The following is an 18282-nucleotide window of genomic DNA, read 5'->3' as shown; positions in this document are numbered from 1 at the left end:
GTCGGCTTAACCAAAAGAGCCACACTCCCTCCCGGAGCGTGGCTCGGAGGAACTACGGGGAGAAACCGCAGGGAACGTCCTCCAGCCGCGGACCATATCGTCTTGTGATGCTTCGGTCTTTAATCGAAATCAAATTCGCGATGAAACTTTCTCGTTTTTCGCGGTGGCCTTCTTCCCGCGCCAAAGGCAACGGCGTTGCTTGATCGCAAACACGTTGGCGAACGACCGCGCGGCATTGCACATAGGACGTGTAGAGGATGGTGATATGGTTGGCTGTTCTTCTTTCTTCCTATTTCCCCCCGCCCAGCGAACGAACAAACACCGTCAGTTCCTTCACGACGGCGCCGCCCAAGCGGTCCGACCACGCCGGCATGACGCCGTGTTTGGGCGCGGTCACCTGGCGGATGATCGCCCCCTCCCCCCGCCCCTTGAGCCAGATGGCGTCGGCGAGATTCGGTGCACCCATCTCCTGCTTGCCCTTTTCATCTTCACCGTGACAGACGGCGCAATTGTCGATGAAAACCTGCTTTCCGGCTTCCGCCAATGCCGGATTTAAAGGTGTGTTCGTCAGGCCCCACACATAAGCGGCAACCTGTCGTATCTGCGTGGTTTCGAGCACGTCACCGAAGGCGGGCATCTCCGACACGCGCGTCTCGGGATCCGCGTCAAAGCGGATGCCGTGAGCGACAGTCTGTTGAATGGCGGTAAGATCGCCGCCCCAGAGCCAATCGTCGTCGTTCAGGTTCGGAAAACCCGGCCCACCTGTCGCACCCGAACCATGGCACGGGGCGCAGTTGACTTTGAAAGCAGACGCACCGCCTGCGATGGCCAATTCGCGCAGAGACGGATCCGCGTCAATTTCCGCTACGGTCTTTGCGGCGATCTGCTGCTCGAACTGCGTCTGAACAGCCTTTGCCAGTTGCACTTGCTGCTGCAGCTCCGCGCGGCTGGAGAAGCCGAGCAGGCCCTTTGTCGTTTCCTTGATCATCGGTATCGACGGATACGCGAACGCATAACCGATCGCCCATAGAATGGTGGCGTAAAACGTCCAGATCCACCAACGCGGCATGGGATTGTTGAGCTCTCGGATTCCGTCCCATTCGTGACCGGTCGTCTCGACGCCGCTTATCTCGTCAATGTGTTTCTCCGTCATCTCATTCATCCTTCAGCGGTATGATCGCGGCGTCGTCAGCGATCTGTTTGCTGCCGGGCCGGAGGATGAAAAAGAGCGCGCCCACAAAGAACACCGCCATTGCCAGAAGACCCCAACTGTCGGCGAAGTGACGTATTGCGTCGTAGGTTTCCATGGTGATCCTCATCGATAGCCGGTCGCGTCGTCGTACGTCGAAAAATCAACCAGGGTGCCGAGCATCTGGAGATACGAGATCAGTGCATCCATCTCCGTCAGCCTTGAGGGATCGCCGTCGAAGTCACCCACCTTTGCTTTCGGGTAGCGCGCAAGCAAATCGGTCGTGTCGGCGTTCGGATCGGCTTGAGCCCGCATGTCGGCTTCGGCGTTTGCCAGCATGTCGTCGGTATAGGGCACACCCACGTCTTCGTTGGCCTTCAGATCCATGGCGATGTTCTTGACCGTCACCTCCCTGTCTTTGAGGAAGGCGTAGCTTGGCATGATCGATTCCGGGACGACGGCGCGCGGATCGGACAGATGCTGCACATGCCATTCGTTCGAATAACGACCGCCCACCCTGGCGAGGTCAGGCCCCGTGCGCTTCGAACCCCATTGGAAGGGATGGTCGTACATGGATTCGGCTGCGAGCGAATAATGTCCGTAGCGTTCCACTTCGTCGCGGAATGGTCGGATCATCTGGCTGTGGCAGACGTAGCAGCCCTCGCGCACGTAGATGTTTCGTCCGGCGAGCTCGAGCGGCATATAGGGCCGCATGCCCTCCACCTTCTCGATCGTGTTCTGGAGATAGAACAGCGGTGCGATCTCAACCATGCCGCCAATACTGACAACCAGGAGAGACGCTACGAGCAGCAGCGTGGCATTTTTCTCAAGGATCTGATGTTTTTCCAGGATGGACATCTTGTTTTACCTCACTCTCCGGCGTGGGTGATGAACGCCCCGGGGATGGCGGCTTCGTCGCGCTGGTGTCCGCGGATGGTCATGGTGACGTTGACGGCCATGACCACGCCGCCGGCCAGATAAAGGCCGCCACCGACGGCGCGCAGCAGGTAGTAAGGGAACATCGCTGCGACAGTCTCGGCGAAGGAATAGACCAGGAAGCCTTGGGTATTGTACTCGCGCCACATGAGACCCTGCTGGATACCGGCGACCCAAAGGGCGACCGCGTAGATGACGATGCCGAGGGTGGCGAGCCAGAAGTGCCAGTTGACCATGCGAAGGCTGTAAAGCCGCTCGCGACCCCACAGCTTCGGCGTCAGATAGTAGATTGCGCCGAACGTGATCATGCCGACCCAGCCGAGCGCCCCTGAATGAACATGGCCAATCGTCCATTCCGTGTAGTGGCTGAGGGAATTGACTGTCTTGACCGCCATCATCGGACCCTCGAAGGTCGACATCCCATAAAAGGCGATTGCCATGATCATCATGCGGATGATCGGGTCTGTGCGGATCTTGTCCCAGGCGCCCGATAACGTCATTATACCGTTGATCATACCGCCCCACGAGGGCATCCAGAGCATGATGGAGAAGACCATGCCGAGCGTCTGCGCCCAATCCGGCAGCGCGGTGTAGTGCAGATGATGCGGACCGGCCCAGATATACATGAAGATCAAGGCCCAGAAGTGGATGATCGACAGGCGATAGGAATAGACCGGGCGGTTGGCCTGCTTCGGCACGAAATAATACATCATGCCCAGGAAGCCGGCAGTCAGGAAGAAGCCAACCGCGTTATGGCCGTACCACCACTGGGTCAGAGCGTCCTGCACGCCCGAAGAAAGCGAATAGCTCTTCGAACCGAGGAAAGAGACCGGCACGGCCAGATTGTTGACGACGTGCAACATGGCGATCGTGACGATGAAGCTCAGGTAGAACCAGTTCGCAACGTAGATATGCGGTTCCTTGCGCTTCAGGATCGTTCCCAGAAAGGCGACGAGATAGGCAACCCAAACAAGGGTTAGCCAGACATCGACATACCATTCGGGCTCCGCATATTCCCGCCCCTCGGTGATCCCCAGGAGGTAGCCGGTCGCGGCCATGACGATGAAGAGCTGGTAGCCCCAAAATACGAACCAGCCGAGATTGCCGCCGAAGAGGCGGGCCCGACAGGTACGCTGCACGACGTAGAAGGAAGTCATTATTAAAGCATTGCCGCCAAACGCGAAAATGACGGCGGAGGTATGAACGGGGCGGAGCCGACCAAAGTTAAAATGTGGCGCAACATTCAAATCAGGAAAGGCAAGTTGGAGGGCGATGACGACACCTGCCAGGAAGCCGATCACGCCCCAAAAGACGGTGGCGATCAATCCATACCGGATAACCTCGTCAAAATAGGGCCCCGATCCGGCCTTGACGCGAGCTCCCCCTGGCGAAAAATCAACCCGCAGCAGCAGCAACACTGTGCCTGCCAGGAGGCAGAAGAACAGGACCCCCATGTGGGCCGCAAAAAGCTGATCATGAGCGGCTCCGGCACCAACCAGTGCCAAGAAAGCGCCAACCGCAACCAACACGGTTTCAGCGGGGTAATTCATGTCATGGCCTCCAAGCCGCAGACGACCGCGCCATGGACGGCCGTCTTTCTTGCCACGTGGGAACAGTTCCCACGAGAGGGGCAACAAGTCGTTGATCCATATCAACGAACGCTACAGGTTTTCCCGCTCTGCTGACTTTGGTTACAGACAATCGCGCTTTTCAAGCCGATGGCTGTTGCGTGAGGGTCGCATTCCGAAAGCTCCCAACGACAACGCGAGCCGGGACAGGTGGAGGCGCAAGAACACCGCATTCGAGAGGAGACAATAGCCGGCCCGGGAGCTCACTTTGCCGCTCGCCCTCAAGAATTGAACCAGAATTTGCTCAATCTCAAAGAATATCTGCCGGTCCGCACCTAAAGTCGGGCGCTGAGGGCCTTGCAAACAGGAGATAGGAAATGCCTCTGGTGATATTGTCGAAGACACTACCGCGATGTCCATCGCTTTGGTTTCGGCTCCCTGCAAGAGCTATCGAGATGCGGTGAGGGGTTTCTCGACGATGCCATGAAAATCATCTTTGCTTTTCCGGATGTGGCGCGGGCATAACGTTCGACGTAAAATGAGGGAACCATGGTGAACCTTGATGAGCAGCTCAAAATTGTACGCAAGTTGCAGTTCCGCGCCGCATCGGCGAAGCTGGAGCTGCATGACCTGGCTGAGGACCTCCCGGTTCGCTGGACCTACATCAAGGTCGTGGCCGAAAAGACATTCGATGTTTTCGCAGAGTTGGACGCCGCACGAAAAAGGCTTTCGATTTCGGAGAAGTCGTGATGACAGGACCATTCCTCACGCGCGATGGTTCAAGCTGGGAACCTCAATACCTGACTTGCATCGATGCGGTTACCTGCATTGGATGCGGGCGCTGCTTCAAGGTCTGCTCACGACAAGGGATGCGTCTTCACGGGGTCGACGAACTGGGGGAGATCTTCGAGGTGTCCGAAGATGATGATTTAGATGATCAGCTAAATCGTATGATTATGGTCGTCCACCAGCCAGGGCGCTGCCTTGGCTGTGGAGACTGCGCGCGTGTCTGCCCAAAGAACTGTCAAACCCACGTCGGCGCTTCAAGAGTCGATCACTGATACGCATGATTAGGAGAGTTTATCGTGTCCTTTCGAGCATTTTTTCGTATCCTGCTGCTGATTATCATCGTGAGTGGAGGTTCAGCATACGCAGCCTCACTGTCCATAACTCGGACGATTTTCGTTCTGCTTCCAGAATTTTTGGTAGTCCAGGTCGCCTACTTCATCAGCCTCGTGTATGCCGTATATCGGTCAGGCAACGCTGATTTTTGCCATCCAAGACCGGTTTATCCAGCAAGCGTGAAGGCAGCTGAAGAGCTGCGAAGGAGAGGTCATGATGGCATCAATGGATCAAACGTCCTCCACCTCCACCGAACGCCGGAAACCTGACATACTTGAGGTCAAGGTTCTTGGGCCTGCCGCCTTGCCGACTTGCAAACAGCGCTGGTTCCGCGACTACCCTTCCGTCGCGGGCCTGCTGTTCGACGGGATTGGCGCAAGTCCGCAAGTTGCTCTCGAACGTGATTCTGCGGACTATGCGCTTTGATCGCCATTAGCGAGTACCGCCCGACTGTCTTGCCCTGTTGCGCGACGCCCCGTCCTGTCGTTAGAACGACACGCCCGAACCCCTCGTGGTTCATTGTCATCAACGAAGATATTTGGAGGCAGGTACGTTCCTCCATTCCGAGCGCCACGCAGGTGTAGAAAATTTGAAGCCTGGCAAGCACGTCCGGATCAGGATCGCCAATGATCGCCATTCCGCGACGCTGTTCCTTCGTCACAACAAAATCGGACAGAAGCTCCTCTTGCACGAGGCGAACCAAGCATTCCATGAAGGGGCCCGCTATCGGGTTACGCCTTCAACTGGCGGCTTTCCTTGGGTCGGTTATGGTCTGACCGGCATTTGCGCCGATGGGCTGAGTCTTTTCCGTCCGCTGGACAGCGTTGTTTGCGTCCTGCGGTTCTCGAACCAGTCTCCAATCCGTGACCCGATGCCTGTGGCTTCGGTCACAGAGTGGCGTTCGGCTCCCGGTTCCCTTCTCCCTGAGGAGCGCAGCCCAGTCCTGCCGGGCTCGCTAGAGGCCGATCAGGACAACCGGGATATCGTCGATGCGCCTTCCGTGGTGGTGGTGCCGATGCCGCGCGGCTCATAAGCGCGCTGGTCCCGCAGGATCTGGAAGGCGATCGTCAAAAGCTTGCGCGCGATGGCAACACGCGCCTTGTTCACTCCTCTGATCTTCAAGTGTTCATACTGGGCGCGAAGCTGCGGATCAGTGGCGATGGCGGGAGAAACCGCCTCGACGAACGCCCAGCGTAGCCACTTGTTGCCCTGCTTGATGATCTTGCCGTCGAACGTCTTGCCGCCGGAAGAATAGGTGGACGGCACCAGTCCGGCATAGGCGGCCAGCTTCTTCGGGTTGCGAAACCGCGATAGGTCGTTGATCTCCGCATCGATCAGCCGGGCGAAGAACTCGCCAATGCCGGGGACCGTCTTCGACAGTCTCACATTGGTATTGGCCCTGGTCAATCGTCCGGATCGTTGCTTCCGACTGCTTGATCCGCACATCGATGTCGGCGATGAAGTCGAGGCCCCGGTCAATCTGGACGCGGTCGATCTCTGAGACGTTGACCTGCGCCAGCTGAATGCGGCCGGCCTTGCCGAACAGGTCGCCGAGCTCCTTTAGCAGTGCCGTCTGCTCCGGGTAACGGTCGAACACCGTGACAATGCAGTTTTTGGTCATCGTCCGCAGTCGCACGTAAAACATCCGCTCGCGCAGCGCGACGCGCAGCTCTCTTGCGCGTTCGCCGGGTGCCCAAGCTTCCGGCACCAGGTCGGCTCTAAGCAGATGCGCCAGCACCGTCGCATCGATCTTGTCGGTCTTGATCTTGGCGTCGGCGATCGCCTTGACCTTCCAGGGATGGGCGAGAACGACATCATCACAAATGTCGTCGAGCCAGTCGTACATCACATCCAGTTGCGCGTGGCCTCGACAACGGCATGCGAGTTCTCGCGGTAGCGCTCAAGGAAGCCGCCCAGCGACTGGCGATCGTTCTTCACGCGGCCGGATCGGAGCGTCTTGCCGGCGCTGTCCTGCACCACCAGGTGGCTGTAGGATTTGTGGTAATCGAGGCGATGGTGCCCGTGCCATTGAGCACACGCGTGGCTCTCCTCTCTTATACGCCATCAGGACCCGAAGCAGCGCTTCGCCATCGATGCGATCCGTCTTCACCCGTCGGTGGCGGCGCGATGTCGCAATCGACGCTGCATCCACGACATGACTTTCGTCCCCTCCTTCTCAAGCACGTGATGGATCCAGAAGCCGTCGAGCCCGGCTTCCTGAATGGTGACGATAGGACAGTCATTCCTAGTTTTGGCCCGGCATCTCTCCCGCAGCTTCGAAAGCAGACCAAACAATCCGGCGACGTCTCCTGCCCTCAAAGAGTGTTTCGACATCCTCTCACCGTTCCCCGGCGACAGCGACGTGATCAGCCGGATCGAACGACTCAGCTCCAGGGAAACGAAGACTGCACCAAGATTGAATGGCGATCGCGGCTTTTTCGGTCTTAAACATCGGGGCCTCACAATAAGTGCGTTAAGTTACGGCCACTCATTCTGCAAAAACGTCGGCCGTCGTGCACCCATGGGATCTCCTTTCAGTCTTCTTCGCGAAGAGGGGCTTCGGGATGCCCATGCCGGCATCGGCTAATGCCTTCCTCAACCATGGCGGGGGCGCGGTTTTCAGCATCATCTGAGTGCGCAGCAGTACATCTTCGATACGACTGGCTCCGGAACCTTGATTGGGTGAATTTTTGCTGCGACGACCCTCGCGGCGGAGGGGCCGCCGATCGCCTGGCAGAATAGCAGGTGACAGCCTTTCAGCGCTTCCACCCTTGTACCGATACGGCTGTCGCCCTCGTCTGCCTGTTTTCCTGTTTCGTGTGACCCATCGTCAAAATCAACCACCTCGGCGATTTCCCAGCCCGTCGGTCCAACGTCATAGACGGCAAAGAGCCTCGCGGTGTCAACCTACGATGAGAATTTTCTGCCCAAGATCGACGAGGGCCGCTAGCGTATTCTGGGAGGTGGTGGACTTGCCGATCCCCACTTTGCCGTAGAATGCGATCTGACGCAAATCTGACATCTTGTCTTCCTTTTTCGTTCCATCGGTTTTTGGCGTGCGGTCGGCAGCTCACGCCGCCCGCTCGCAGCGTTTCAAAACGTGTGCCACCTGCAAGATCAGCTTCAAGAGCGATCCAAAAGATGTTTTCAGCCGTATTGCGAACAACTGGCTGTCGCAGGACGGACAAAATGGACACAATTGTTTGGAGCGTACCCGTCTTTCGAAAAGATTGCTTCGAAAGCATGACCAGCGGAGCTAAGACTTTCGCCTCTACGCTTCCTGCTCAATCACGAGCGTCAAGCAAAGCGGCTGGATCGTTCTGTCGTCCAGATTATGGCTATCGCACACGACGGGTGTTTCTGCTGTTCGGGGGGCCGCGTCGGCACTGACGTCGCGTTCGACCAGCTCCGGCTCTAGACATTCGCTCATGTTGAGAATGCCCGGGAACGAGCGCTAAAGCGCGGCCTTCGAGAGGTGGTCAGGCGGCTGTGCTTTCTAGGCACACGGACTGCCGCGCGAGCGCGGGAAACGCCTGCTTAAACGGTGCCATTCTTGCGGCCTCTTGAAGAAGCGTCTGACGCATCCAGAGGCTGGCAGGATCGGTATTGTGAAGCATCGGCCACTGAACTGCCTCCGTCAGCGTTGGTATCGGTAGCGGTAGATCCAGTATCCGCAGTGGCGTCGTCTTCGCCCAATGCTGAGCAAGTCGTAAAGGCATCGTTCCGATACGAGCCGTTCCAGAGAGCATCGCCGGTATCATGCTGAAAGACTGAACCACGACCTCTACGCGCCTCGAGTAACCGCGTTCGCGCAAATACCAGTCATCAGCAGCAGGTTTCAGGGAACAGCCGAATTTGACGACCACATGCCCCATCGACATGTACTGATCGAAGGAGAAAGATTCGCTGATGCGGCCGTTTCCTTCGCAAGCCACGCATACAAAGACATCGTCGAAAAGCTCTGCGCGGGGGTGCTTCGACATGAATGGCTCAGGCATAATCAGAAAATCAACGTCGCCGCGCTGTAGGAGCTCCTCGAAATCTTCCGCGATCTGCATGAATTCAAAACCCACGCCGGGAGCCTCTCGCGCTACCCGCTCGACGACCTTCTCGATGAATACCAGCGTGACGTAGTCGGACAGAATCACTCTGAACCGACGTTCGCTTTGGGCGGGATCGAAAGGCTGCCCTGAAATAACGGATAGCTGAATGTGCAACAACGCTTCACGCACGGACGCAGCAAGCCCTTCGGCCCGAGGCGTCGGGACGAGCTCGCGGCCCGCCATCATGAAGAGCTCGTCTCGAAAATATGTTCGTAGCCTGGCAACCGCCGCGCTCATCGCAGGCTGGCTGAGGTTGATGCTACGTGCAGCAGCGGTAAGGTTTCGCTCCGTCATCAGCGCGTCGAGCGCGACGAGAAGGTTAAGATCAAGACCTTTAAAACGCATAGATTTGTCTCTGTCTGTAACGCTAGAACGCCTGACGGCCAAGCCTTTCCTATTAAAGTAATATAATTGACAGAATCAAGCCCGATTACTTTCGTGTTTCGGTAGTCTTTACCTTTTGCAGGTTGTGACGCAGTTGTATAAATGCATTCCAGAGCGACCGGCTGCAGCTTGTTGCAAGTATTATTGTCCTTACAAGTCCCCGTCGTTGTGCAGGGTGAGTCCATCTCGGCGTTACAGGATTCAAACCATTTGCGTTAGCAGAAGCTGCTGAGAGGCTGCATCGGCGGCAACACGTTCTCTGGGATGCGGCTTTGGACAAACCAACGGCCTGGCATATTCGCCGGAATTGACACCGGCAACCTCTTCGAAGGCCTGAAGCGGATTCAGGCGGATCCTTCCGCCAATGCCAATAATGATCTCATCGAGCATGCTTACCGCATGGGCTACCTCTACGATGAGAAGGAGTACCGCTTCCTGAAGCAGACGAACTCACAAGAAAGCTCTCGCCGGCACAGCTTCACTGGAAGCAAAAAATCAACAGGCGAATATTGAGCAAGACAATCGTGCAGCGGCGAGGAGCACACCAGAGGCCTTGAGCACCCTTCCGCTGACCATGCGCCTCGTCAAGGCATTTCATCGAGAGCTGCGCCCGGCTACAGCACCCCCCACGCCCGAAACCTCCCCCTGCCCGTCATCTCCCTCAATCCCAGTTCCTCGATGATCCTGACCGCCGCCCGCGGCGCTATTTTGAGGGTCTCGGCGACCATGCCGGCCGAGACCAGGGGCCACGAAACCACGAGCTCGATCAGGCCCGGCAGATTGGAGGACGAGCGCCGGCCGACCAAGCGCCACTCCATCATCCGTTTTGCGAGCGCCAGCCGGTCATGCTCCTTGAGGCCAAGCTCGGCCGCCGCGATGATGCCATTGACGATCGCCAGCAGCCTTGTGTCGCGAGCGCGATGCCGACAATGGATTTGAGGCCGAGATTGACGGCGGCGAGATGCACCGCCGTCGTGTGTCCTGCCTCTCGCAACGCAGCGGCCGCCAGCAGCCGTCCGAGCCAGGGCGCGTGCTGCAAAACCTGTAAGCTCCCAACGACAACGCGAGCCGGGACAGGTGGAGGCGCAAGAACACCGCATTCGAGAGGAGACAATCGCCGGCCCGGGAGCTCGCTTTGCCGCTCGCCCTCAAGAATTGAACCAGAATTTGCTCAATCTCAAAGAATATCTGCCGGTCCGCACCTAAAGTCGGGCGCTGAGGGCCTTGCAAACAGGAGATAGGAAATGCGTTTTAAAATCGGTCCGATCGTTGCAACGGCAGCGCTGGCCTCTTCGGCGATGCCACTCATGGCGGCGGATCACCAGATCCGGATGCTCAACAAAGGCGCCGACGGCGCAATGGCCTTCGAACCGGGATTTGTGAAGATCACACCCGGCGACACCGTCACCTTCATACCCGTTGACAAGGGCCACAATGTCGAAACCTACAAAGGTTTGATCCCCAACGGAGCGCCCGAATTCAAATCCAAAGCGAACGAAGAATATCGGACAAAATTCGACATTCCGGGCGCCTATGTTGTGAAATGCACGCCGCATGCAGGTATGGGAATGGTGGCACTCATTGAGGTTGGCGATAACCCCGCCGATCTCGACGCCATTAAGACTGCTAAACTTCCAAATCTGGTGCGCAAGCGCCTTGATGCGCACCTCATGCGTGCAGATAAGAAAGGGCCGAGCGAACAATAGATTGCTTGCAACAACCCTGCGTAAAGCCATTAGCAATGGGGAGCTTGAGGCGAATGTATATAGCTGAGGCGGCATTTGCCTCGCTCCGCACTCGCGCGCGGCCGGTTGAGCTAGAAACGGGAGGCACCGGAGTTAGAGCTTGCAGCTTCCGCTGACAAGAGATCGGTATGAACTCGCTGAACCCTCTCGGAAACAGCTGCCCGCCTCTGTTGCGGAACTTGACAGCTGTTTTCTGCTGTCGTCTTTTCGCTGTCGTCGGAATTGGTGGCACCGCAAAGTTGTAGCGGCTCTTGCGCTTGTGCCGTGGAGCTTAGTCGGTTGCAGTGCCTTGGCGTTAGAGAGCATGCAATTCCTCAGTTATCGCAGACCAACACATCGATGATCTGATCGGCATTACCTCACAGGAAACCCCACGTCCGCAATCTCCTCCCGTCGGCCGGGCAAGGCGCCGCCGTCACAGCTGCCGCGGACTCCCGACTTCGTCCCTTTTCGGGGGTTGATGATCATTCGACAGTGACTGATTTTGCAAGATTGCGGGGCTGGTCGACATCGGTGCCCAAGAAGACAGCCGTGTTATAGGCGAGCAGCTGTATCGGTAGTGAGAATATCATCGGCGCAATAATCTCATCCACATTCGGAAGTGCGATTGTCATGCCGAATTTCGACACGGCCGCACCACGCTCGTCGGTGATCAGGATGATCCGGCCGCCGCGGGCTGCCACCTCCTGCATGTTGGAGACAGTCTTATCGAAAAAGCGGTCATGGGGCGCGATGACGATGACGGGCATGTTCTCGTCGACGAGAGCGATCGGCCCGTGCTTCAGCTCACCGGCGGCATAGCCCTCCGCGTGGATATAGGAAATCTCCTTGAGCTTCAGGGCGCCTTCGACGGCCAGTGGAAAGCTGGTGCCGCGGCCGAGATAGAGCACGTTCGGACACTTCGACAGTTCCCGCGACAGGAGTTCGATCTTCGGCTGGATGCTGTTCAGCACCTGGCTCATGATGCGCGGCATCTCGGCAAGGCTCCTGACGAGCGCCTGCTCCTCTTCATCGCTGACGTTGCCGCGCACCTTGCCCGCGCCGATCGCGAGCGTAGCAAGAACCGCAAGCTGACAGGTGAAGGCCTTGGTAGAGGCAACCCCGATCTCCGGGCCGGCCAGGATCGGAAAAACCGCATCGGATTCCCGTGCGATCGTCGACTCACGGGCGTTGACGATCGCGCCGATCTTCAGACCATGCTCCTTGCAATAGCGGAGCGACGCCAGCGTGTCGGCGGTCTCGCCGGATTGCGAGATGAAGAGTCCTGCCGATTGTCGCGACAGCGGGATTTCGCGGTAGCGGAACTCCGACGCCACATCGATTTCCACCGGCAGGCGCGCATAGCGCTCGAACCAGTATTTGCCGATCAGACCTGCCAGATAGGCCGTGCCGCAGGCGGAAATGGCAAGGCTCGGCAACTTGGCGAAATCGATCGCGCCGGACACGGGCGCGACCCGGTTGTCGATGAAGTTGACGTAGTGACCGAGAGCGTGAGCCACGACCTCCGGCTGCTCGTAGATTTCCTTCTCCATGAAGTGGCGATGGTTACCCTTGTCGACCATAAACGCGGCGTCCGAGGAAACCTGCCGCGGCCGGGAGACGACATTGCCGTCGATATCAAAGATAAGGACACCGGAATTGTCGATCACCGCCCAGTCGCCATCGACCAGATAGGTGATTTGATTGGTAAAGGGCGCCAGGGCGATGGCGTCGGAGCCAAGGAACATTTCGCCATTCCCATGGCCAATCGCCAACGGCGGTCCGTTACGGGCCGCCATAATGGTCGACGGATCATCTTCGAAAAGGACAGCGAGTGCGTAGGCGCCCCTCAACCGTCTCAGCATCGCAAACATCGCCTCGAGACGTCCAGTGCCATCCCGGCGAAACCTTGCCAGGAGATGCGCGACGACCTCTGTGTCCGTCTCGGTCTGGAACTCGGCGCCGGCCACGGCCAGTTCGTCCTTCAACTCAGCAAAATTCTCGATAATGCCATTGTGTACGACGGCGATACCGTCGGTGAAATGTGGGTGCGCATTGCGTTCCGTCGGCGCGCCATGGGTCGCCCAGCGCGTATGGCCTATGCCGATGGTGCCGACCAGAGGCTGCTCTTTCAGCCTTGCCTCTAGATTGACGAGCTTGCCCTCCGCGCGCCGGCGATGGAGGGCTCCATCGTCGATCGTCGCGACGCCGGCCGAATCGTAGCCGCGATATTCCAGGCGTTTCAACGCATCGACCAGCCGTGTCGAGACAGGCTGCTTCCCGACGATGCCTACAATCCCGCACATATCCCTCTTCGCGTTCCTTCCACGCCTCTCGCGGCGTACTCAAATTCTCGTCTCAGCGAGGCTATATCACTCGCTCCCGGTCGCCTCACACAGGGGCTGCGGGTCACCTGCTGTCCTCAATCGTGACTCCGACGAATGCCGGCTGGCGGGAAGCTTCGTACCCATAGTTGGCCTACCGCGATGGACTTGATTTTGGTCAGTTTCAGCGCGTTTTAATGGCGCTCAACGGATTGGCAAATTGATTCTTTGGATAACACCCATTCGTCTCATGGATGCATGACGCTGGCGCGATGCTCTTTTGCGTTTTTTCCTCGGTTGTCCCGCGGAGGGACCTTGGGCCATCTCCAAAGGACAAGTCATTTAAGGAGACGCTGACATGAACAGGTTTGAATAGATTCCGCATCCGAAAGGCCTTCCGATCCTCGGGCACATCGCTGCGCTCAATCCAAAGGTACCGGTCCAGAGCCTGATGCGCCTGTCGAAGGAGTTCGGTCCGATCTTCCGTCTGCAGAACTGGGGAAGCAACGACTTGGCTGCTGCTTAAAAGCCCGAAGGAACTGGCGAGCTTGCAAGCCCATGCCGGCGACGCTCTCGGCGGTGAGGTTCCGACAGTGCGGGACCTGGGGAACCTCGTTTACGTCGAACAGGTACTGATGGAGACCTTGCGGCTTTGGCCCACGGCCCCGGACCGCTGCTCGTACTCTATGGCAGCAATTCAGGCACGGCAGAATCCTTCGCGAAACAGATCGGAAGCGAAGCTGCGACTCGGGGCTACGCGCCGATCGTCGCGCCGGCCGATGACTCCGCCTTCAGAGTTCCAGTTGACATGCCTTTCATCGTCGTTACGGCGTCCTACGAAGGGCAACCGCCGAACAACGCCGGACGGTTCGTTGCCTGGGCTGAGAGCCTCCAGCCGGACACGCTCAAGGGTCGGCCCTTTGCCGTGGTCGGGTGCGGCAACCGTCATTGGGCGCGGATTGGTAAAGCCGCTGCGCTTTCAACACCTCGCACGATAAACCTCCGCGTCACCGTTCGACGTCTCCTTTAAGAAGGCGCCTGCGCAGTATCGTCAACCGTTTTTGTAGCAGGAAACGACCTTGTGCAGCGCTATGATGAACGCAACCGAACAATCTAGCTGGAGCTCAGAATATAGCGGCGATTGGTGACGAGCGCTGGCCGGGCATTCATCGAATAGAGTGCCGTAAACTTCTTGATGTCGGCAGCATCGACTTCGACTGGGTGCATTGCCACCATCCAATCGACGATTTCGCTGCACGGCGGCGTGGTCAGTGATCCCTCGTAAGTCCAATATCGGAGGGAGGATGGCAGCAACCCGCCAGGGTTCACCCCGTCGATTGCTGCTTCCTCACCGGGCTTTTGCGGGAAAGCTGCCGCGAGGCTGGAAAAGGCCGCATTGGGACGCCCAGGAGCAAGGAAAATGCCCAATACGCCCAGCGCACCCGTTTCGGCATGCTTGTGGACGAAATGCGCTTCCATCGGAAAGGCCTTTCCTTCAACCAGATGTTCGCTCGGCGCATGAAAATGGTACTGTATTAGTTCATAGGTCTTGTCTCCGCAGCGGAGCGTGCCGCCGGGTGCCGCCTGCACTTGGATCGTATGCCCATTGTTGAGGATTGTGCCGCCGCTCTTCCAATCGGGCACGAGGTCTGGAATATCGGCCTTGATTGCCCCCCCGATATCGAGCGGCGATTGCTGTAGACCCGCCGAGCAGGCGTTGTTCTCCTTGCTGAGCGAGCCCCAATGTTCGGGACCCGCGTCACCTTCATAGCCCCAATCGACACCTTCTGCCGCAAATGTTGTCTTAGTGCAGAGTGGACATGAGGCAAGCAAAGCCAGGCCCCTGAGGAAGTGTCGCCTTTCCATATTTTATCCCTTTCCTAACGAGGACGAGCAAAAAGTGGTCGTAGCTCGGCATCTCTGGATCAGGTTCGCCTGTCAATCGATAGACATTCACCGGGGGGAAAATATCGCGCAAGTTGGATAGCACTTGCTGAATAGGGACCATCGACCGGTCGCGGTGATCGGCCCGTTGATTGACGGGAGCGGTCTCGCAGTTCCGCGCGCAACTCCAGTCTCCTGTCAATCGGCGTCCAAAATGCACGCCCGAGCACAAGAACAGCACACGGGGTAGAACTTGATTTCTCTAGGGCCACCGCGTGCTCATACGGATCGCTGGTTTCTCGACGTACTGCAACAAGAACGAACACATTGCAGACGGCGGCTTCGAACTATAGGTTTTTCGTAGCGGCAATCAGCCGCGGGACCGTCGAGGATTAGGTATGGCCACTGGAACCGTTAAGTTTTTCAATGGAGACAAAGGATTTGGCTTCATTACGCCCGAAAATGGAGGAACTGACGTGTTCGTGCACGTGTCAGCTTTACAGGGGGCCAGTTCGCTAAGCGAAGGGCAAAGAGTGAGCTACGAGGTCGGCCAGGATCGCAAGACCGGAAAATCAAGGGCTGAAAACGTCCGTGTGCTTTGATTGATTTTGTCAGTTAGAGGATCGGACCGCGAAGGCGGGCCGTTCCTCTTTTGCGGCCGACAGAATCCTTCGCCTTGATAGGGATCGAACCGCCGATCGCAAAACAGACGATCGATTCATGTTTCAATGACGCCAAATCGCGCAAGCATCTGGTGAAGCTGAATATTCTGTTGAAGAAGATGCTTTGTCAGCAAGCCCCTTAGTCGCCGATTCTCTTCGTCAAGCGCGACTAACTCATCGGAAGCTGCTTCGACTTGAGCGGCGGTTGATCGCATACTGCGAACGCTTTTTGCGCCGTCAGCATGACGATTGCCATCCGCTTCGCGTCGACGCCTCGCCGGTCTTGGAGATCGTCGCCCGGAAGAGCCCTCTTTCAATTGTGGAATGGAGCTAAAAGCCAGATCATTGTCTTGCCGAGGTGTGTCAGCATGCTCCGGCGCGACCAATGAAGCCGAAATCTGCTTTTCGTCGCCGGCTTCGGTGTTGTCGCTCAGGTGTGTTTCGGGTCTTGGATCCGTCGCCAGCTCGCTGTCCTGGCCCGGAACCTTTGAGACCATATTGGGCTCGAAGAGATGCGGCGCTTCAGCTTCCGCCTCACGCACATGAGCCTTGAGATCGGTGTTGGCCCAAATGGAAGCTGGCCGCATTGTTGACCGTCGGCGCGTCGATTTGAGTTCGACAACGAACTTTCGTTGCTGTGTTTTCATATATGTGTCCAATCTACGAGATTGTAAGCAGGCTCACGATACGTCGAATCGCGCAAGCATCTTTTTAAGCTGAATATTCTGCAAATGCAGCTTTTGAGCAAATTGAATTCTCAGTTGCTTGATTTCCTCGTCCAGGCCTGCCACCTCGTCGAAGAAAGCTTCTCGCGAGGACGAAAATTGCGCACTTTTATCCCTGTTTGCGACGGCAGTGCTCTGCGCAACCATGTCGGTGCGGGGCCTCTTCGTCCGCGGTGGTGGAGACTTTTTGCTTGTCTCGCTTTCCAGCCGTACCGCTTGCGCTTCAGCACTCGACTGGCTGACCTCATGACGTGCCGGTGCCCGGACCTCCTCAACATCGACTGGAACCGAGACCGCCCGCGCGGCATCGACCTCGCGTTCCGTTTCGTTTGAAGTCGTGATCGCCATGAGCTGAGCAGATCGGTTTTCATTGTGCTCAGATCCATGGGATGCTTCCGTTGGATTTAACGGAAGCGCCGACGATTGTTGCGCTTCGCTTTCGCTTGCCTCGGTATCGGCTTCACGCCCAATTGAACTCTCTCGTGTTTCTGCCGGCCGTCGCTGCGACGTCAATTGCGCAAGAAATTTCCATGGTGATCTCATAGTGCTTCAACCTCGAGCAATCCCCTACCACGACGTTGCCGCAGCTTCAGATCCGGGCTCGCGACCTGAGCCCGGCGAATGTCTCTCCGACCGAATATGTAGTGGCTGAGGTCGATCTCGCAACCGATCAATCGAGCCCGAGCCGCTTGCGCAGGTCGGCATTTTCCGCGCGAAGCTTATCTGCCAGGGTTTTACGGAGCCCTTTATTCTCTTCTTCAAGCTGAATAAGATCCGCCATCTCATCGATTGCCGGAAGAGGCGCCTTAGCCGATCGCTCGATTTGCTTTGCCGTCCTTTTTCTTCCGGTGTCCCTGATGACGTCCTTCGCCGTGCTCCTTCCAGCAACTTGCGTTTCGACGGGCGTCGGCTTCGTTTCTCCGGCTTGTTGGCTACGCTTCTTGCGACCCCTGGGCAACTTCGCGAGTGATGTGGCCACCATTGCTTCGGCAGTTTCCTTCAGACGCCGTGGTGCGCGTTGCTTTTTAGGCGCCGCGGTTTTTGCCGGCGCATCGGTCTCTACGACATCGGTAGTGGAATCCGAATTGTTCTCGTCAGCCATCAGTTATCAACCTCTTTAAGCAAGTTCTTTTCGGCTAAGTGAAAGACGGAGTCAACATAAGCGCTGCGGCGCTGGATCGGAATTCAAGATGAACATCGGCATCACCGGTATTGGCGACAGCCGCCCAGGCGATAATCTCACGGTCGAATGCATCGATGATAAGGCGAGCCGGACGACCTCTCCATTCCAGCAAGTGAACTCCATACCATCGGAGCACTAGCGTAGGTTCGATCGCATGCACGAACCTCACCTTCAGCTTCCTCTCTGGCTCGCTCTCATCAATCATCACGTTGTGTCTCAACAGGTGGACAAAGCCATGCGACAAGAACAAAAGGTGCAGCGAAACTCGCGCTTACTTAGAACCCACTTCCGGGGAAGTATGGATCCGGTATCGACATGTCGTGTTCAGCCATGTCCGGTTGAAGACGTGTATGTTCGAAAGCCGACGCTGAGGCGCAAGTATTCCGTCGACGCGGCGACGCGATGCACTGGTTTCTCGTCTTTCGAGCAGGGCCTGCACAAAAGTCTTTGTTGGCACGTCTATTGCAGTGACACCGTA

At 57.4% G+C, this 18282-nt stretch carries 19 protein-coding genes and 7 pseudogenes; 8 read left to right on the top strand and 18 right to left on the bottom strand.

All coding sequences use genetic code 11. The features are described from left to right. Nucleotides 1-289: 289 nt before the first annotated feature. From ccoP to ccoN, 4 genes are read right to left on the bottom strand one after another with little or no spacing between them, the layout of a single operon-like run. Nucleotides 290-1153 (bottom strand): cytochrome-c oxidase, cbb3-type subunit III, encoded by an 864-nt coding sequence (gene ccoP, locus RGR602_RS21840; RefSeq protein ID WP_040114207.1) that lies wholly within the window; start codon nt 1151-1153, stop codon nt 290-292. Nucleotide 1154: 1 nt separating this feature from the next. Next, nucleotides 1155-1307 carry a CcoQ/FixQ family Cbb3-type cytochrome c oxidase assembly chaperone gene (locus RGR602_RS21835; RefSeq protein ID WP_040114206.1) on the bottom strand — a complete coding sequence of 51 codons (153 nt, stop codon included), beginning with the start codon at nt 1305-1307 and terminating at the stop codon, nt 1155-1157. 8 nt (nt 1308-1315) lie between these two features. Further along, complete coding sequence (ccoO, locus tag RGR602_RS21830; RefSeq protein ID WP_040114205.1) at nt 1316-2047, bottom strand: cytochrome-c oxidase, cbb3-type subunit II; 732 nt, start codon at nt 2045-2047, stop codon at nt 1316-1318. A gap of 11 nt (nt 2048-2058) precedes the next feature. After that, entirely contained in the window at nt 2059-3675 is a 1617-nt protein-coding gene (ccoN, locus tag RGR602_RS21825; RefSeq protein ID WP_040114204.1) for a cytochrome-c oxidase, cbb3-type subunit I, read from the bottom strand. 456 nt (nt 3676-4131) lie between these two features. Here ccoN and RGR602_RS39820 point away from each other — a divergent pair, with 456 nt between their 5' ends. The 4 genes from RGR602_RS39820 to RGR602_RS38615 all read left to right on the top strand — a co-directional run bounded on the left by RGR602_RS39820 (nt 4132) and on the right by RGR602_RS38615 (nt 5241). Continuing rightward, nucleotides 4132-4218 carry a hypothetical protein gene (locus tag RGR602_RS39820; RefSeq protein ID WP_376773777.1) on the top strand — a complete coding sequence of 29 codons (87 nt, stop codon included), beginning with the start codon at nt 4132-4134 and terminating at the stop codon, nt 4216-4218. 24 nt (nt 4219-4242) lie between these two features. Beyond that, a complete protein-coding gene (locus tag RGR602_RS21820) occupies nt 4243-4443 on the top strand; it encodes a CCE_0567 family metalloprotein (RefSeq protein ID WP_040114203.1) in 201 nt (66 codons plus the stop codon). Then, nucleotides 4443-4754 carry a ferredoxin III, nif-specific gene (gene fdxB / locus RGR602_RS36105; protein ID WP_082046641.1) on the top strand — a complete coding sequence of 104 codons (312 nt, stop codon included), beginning with the start codon at nt 4443-4445 and terminating at the stop codon, nt 4752-4754. Before RGR602_RS21820 ends, fdxB begins: the two co-directional genes overlap by 1 nt. Nucleotides 4755-5031: 277 nt before the next feature. Continuing rightward, complete coding sequence (locus RGR602_RS38615) at nt 5032-5241, top strand: hypothetical protein (protein ID WP_223844079.1); 210 nt, start codon at nt 5032-5034, stop codon at nt 5239-5241. A 49-nt stretch (nt 5242-5290) separates the two neighbouring features. Here RGR602_RS38615 and RGR602_RS38610 read toward each other — a convergent pair. From RGR602_RS38610 to RGR602_RS21790, 6 genes and pseudogenes are all read right to left on the bottom strand, one after another. Next, nucleotides 5291-5527 (bottom strand): annotated as a pseudogene (locus RGR602_RS38610) (DUF269 domain-containing protein); the annotation flags it as partial. A 254-nt stretch (nt 5528-5781) separates the two neighbouring features. Further along, a pseudogene (locus RGR602_RS21810) lies at nt 5782-6873 on the bottom strand (IS110 family RNA-guided transposase). Then, nucleotides 6821-7278, bottom strand: a pseudogene (locus RGR602_RS38605) (IS110 family transposase); the annotation flags it as partial. The pseudogenes RGR602_RS21810 and RGR602_RS38605, both read right to left, overlap by 53 nt. A gap of 25 nt (nt 7279-7303) precedes the next feature. Next, nucleotides 7304-7716 (bottom strand): annotated as a pseudogene (gene nifX, locus RGR602_RS21800) (nitrogen fixation protein NifX); the annotation flags it as partial. A 4-nt stretch (nt 7717-7720) separates the two neighbouring features. Then, nucleotides 7721-7837: pseudogene (nifH, locus tag RGR602_RS36095) on the bottom strand (nitrogenase reductase); the annotation flags it as partial. 457 nt (nt 7838-8294) lie between these two features. Next, entirely contained in the window at nt 8295-9263 is a 969-nt protein-coding gene (locus RGR602_RS21790) for a LysR family transcriptional regulator (RefSeq protein ID WP_040114200.1), read from the bottom strand. 303 nt (nt 9264-9566) lie between these two features. On the opposite strand from RGR602_RS21790, the gene RGR602_RS21785 reads away from it, so the two are divergent. Next, complete coding sequence (locus RGR602_RS21785) at nt 9567-9815, top strand: hypothetical protein (RefSeq protein ID WP_246703712.1); 249 nt, start codon at nt 9567-9569, stop codon at nt 9813-9815. Nucleotides 9816-9916: 101 nt separating this feature from the next. On the opposite strand, the gene RGR602_RS39815 is transcribed toward RGR602_RS21785, so the two are convergent. Then, a complete protein-coding gene (locus tag RGR602_RS39815; protein WP_376773776.1) occupies nt 9917-10030 on the bottom strand; it encodes a helix-turn-helix domain-containing protein in 114 nt (37 codons plus the stop codon). Nucleotides 10031-10117: 87 nt separating this feature from the next. Next, nucleotides 10118-10341: pseudogene (locus RGR602_RS39810) on the bottom strand (DUF1612 domain-containing protein); the annotation flags it as partial. Between the two features lie 205 nt (nt 10342-10546). Here RGR602_RS39810 and RGR602_RS21775 point away from each other — a divergent pair. Further along, nucleotides 10547-11008, top strand: a complete 462-nt coding sequence (locus tag RGR602_RS21775; protein WP_040114199.1) for a pseudoazurin — start codon at nt 10547-10549, stop codon at nt 11006-11008. A gap of 503 nt (nt 11009-11511) precedes the next feature. Here the strand turns inward: RGR602_RS21775 and glmS are convergent. Beyond that, a complete protein-coding gene (glmS, locus tag RGR602_RS21770; RefSeq protein ID WP_040114198.1) occupies nt 11512-13332 on the bottom strand; it encodes a glutamine--fructose-6-phosphate transaminase (isomerizing) in 1821 nt (606 codons plus the stop codon). A 670-nt stretch (nt 13333-14002) separates the two neighbouring features. Here glmS and RGR602_RS21765 point away from each other — a divergent pair. Continuing rightward, nucleotides 14003-14380 carry a flavodoxin domain-containing protein gene (locus RGR602_RS21765; protein ID WP_040114197.1) on the top strand — a complete coding sequence of 126 codons (378 nt, stop codon included), beginning with the start codon at nt 14003-14005 and terminating at the stop codon, nt 14378-14380. An 83-nt stretch (nt 14381-14463) separates the two neighbouring features. Here RGR602_RS21765 and RGR602_RS21760 read toward each other — a convergent pair whose 3' ends face one another. Beyond that, on the bottom strand, nt 14464-15216 hold the full coding sequence (locus RGR602_RS21760) for a carbonic anhydrase (RefSeq protein WP_040114196.1): 753 nt from the start codon (nt 15214-15216) through the stop codon (nt 14464-14466). A gap of 416 nt (nt 15217-15632) precedes the next feature. Here RGR602_RS21760 and RGR602_RS36085 point away from each other — a divergent pair, with 416 nt between their 5' ends. Beyond that, complete coding sequence (locus RGR602_RS36085; protein ID WP_074070751.1) at nt 15633-15836, top strand: cold-shock protein; 204 nt, start codon at nt 15633-15635, stop codon at nt 15834-15836. A gap of 116 nt (nt 15837-15952) precedes the next feature. Here the strand turns inward: RGR602_RS36085 and RGR602_RS21755 are convergent, their stop codons facing one another. The 4 genes and pseudogenes from RGR602_RS21755 to RGR602_RS37455 form a co-directional block, all read right to left on the bottom strand. Then, nucleotides 15953-16543 (bottom strand): hypothetical protein, encoded by a 591-nt coding sequence (locus tag RGR602_RS21755; RefSeq protein ID WP_040114195.1) that lies wholly within the window; start codon nt 16541-16543, stop codon nt 15953-15955. A gap of 33 nt (nt 16544-16576) precedes the next feature. Continuing rightward, the gene (locus tag RGR602_RS21750) at nt 16577-17164 is read right to left on the bottom strand and encodes a hypothetical protein (protein ID WP_040114194.1); all 588 of its coding nucleotides are present in this window, start codon (nt 17162-17164) and stop codon (nt 16577-16579) included. 127 nt (nt 17165-17291) lie between these two features. Continuing rightward, a complete protein-coding gene (locus RGR602_RS21745) occupies nt 17292-17723 on the bottom strand; it encodes a SyrB-like regulator (protein WP_040114193.1) in 432 nt (143 codons plus the stop codon). Nucleotides 17724-17826: 103 nt separating this feature from the next. After that, nucleotides 17827-17960, bottom strand: a pseudogene (locus RGR602_RS37455) (IS3-like element IS426 family transposase); the annotation flags it as partial. Between the last annotated feature and the right edge of the window lie 322 nt (nt 17961-18282).

It is taken from the genome of Rhizobium gallicum bv. gallicum R602sp, from assembly GCF_000816845.1.
GTDB classification, from domain to species: Bacteria; Pseudomonadota; Alphaproteobacteria; order Rhizobiales; family Rhizobiaceae; genus Rhizobium; species Rhizobium gallicum.
Note: the sequence above shows the minus strand (reverse complement) of the source record. Positions and strands in the feature narration are given on the sequence as shown.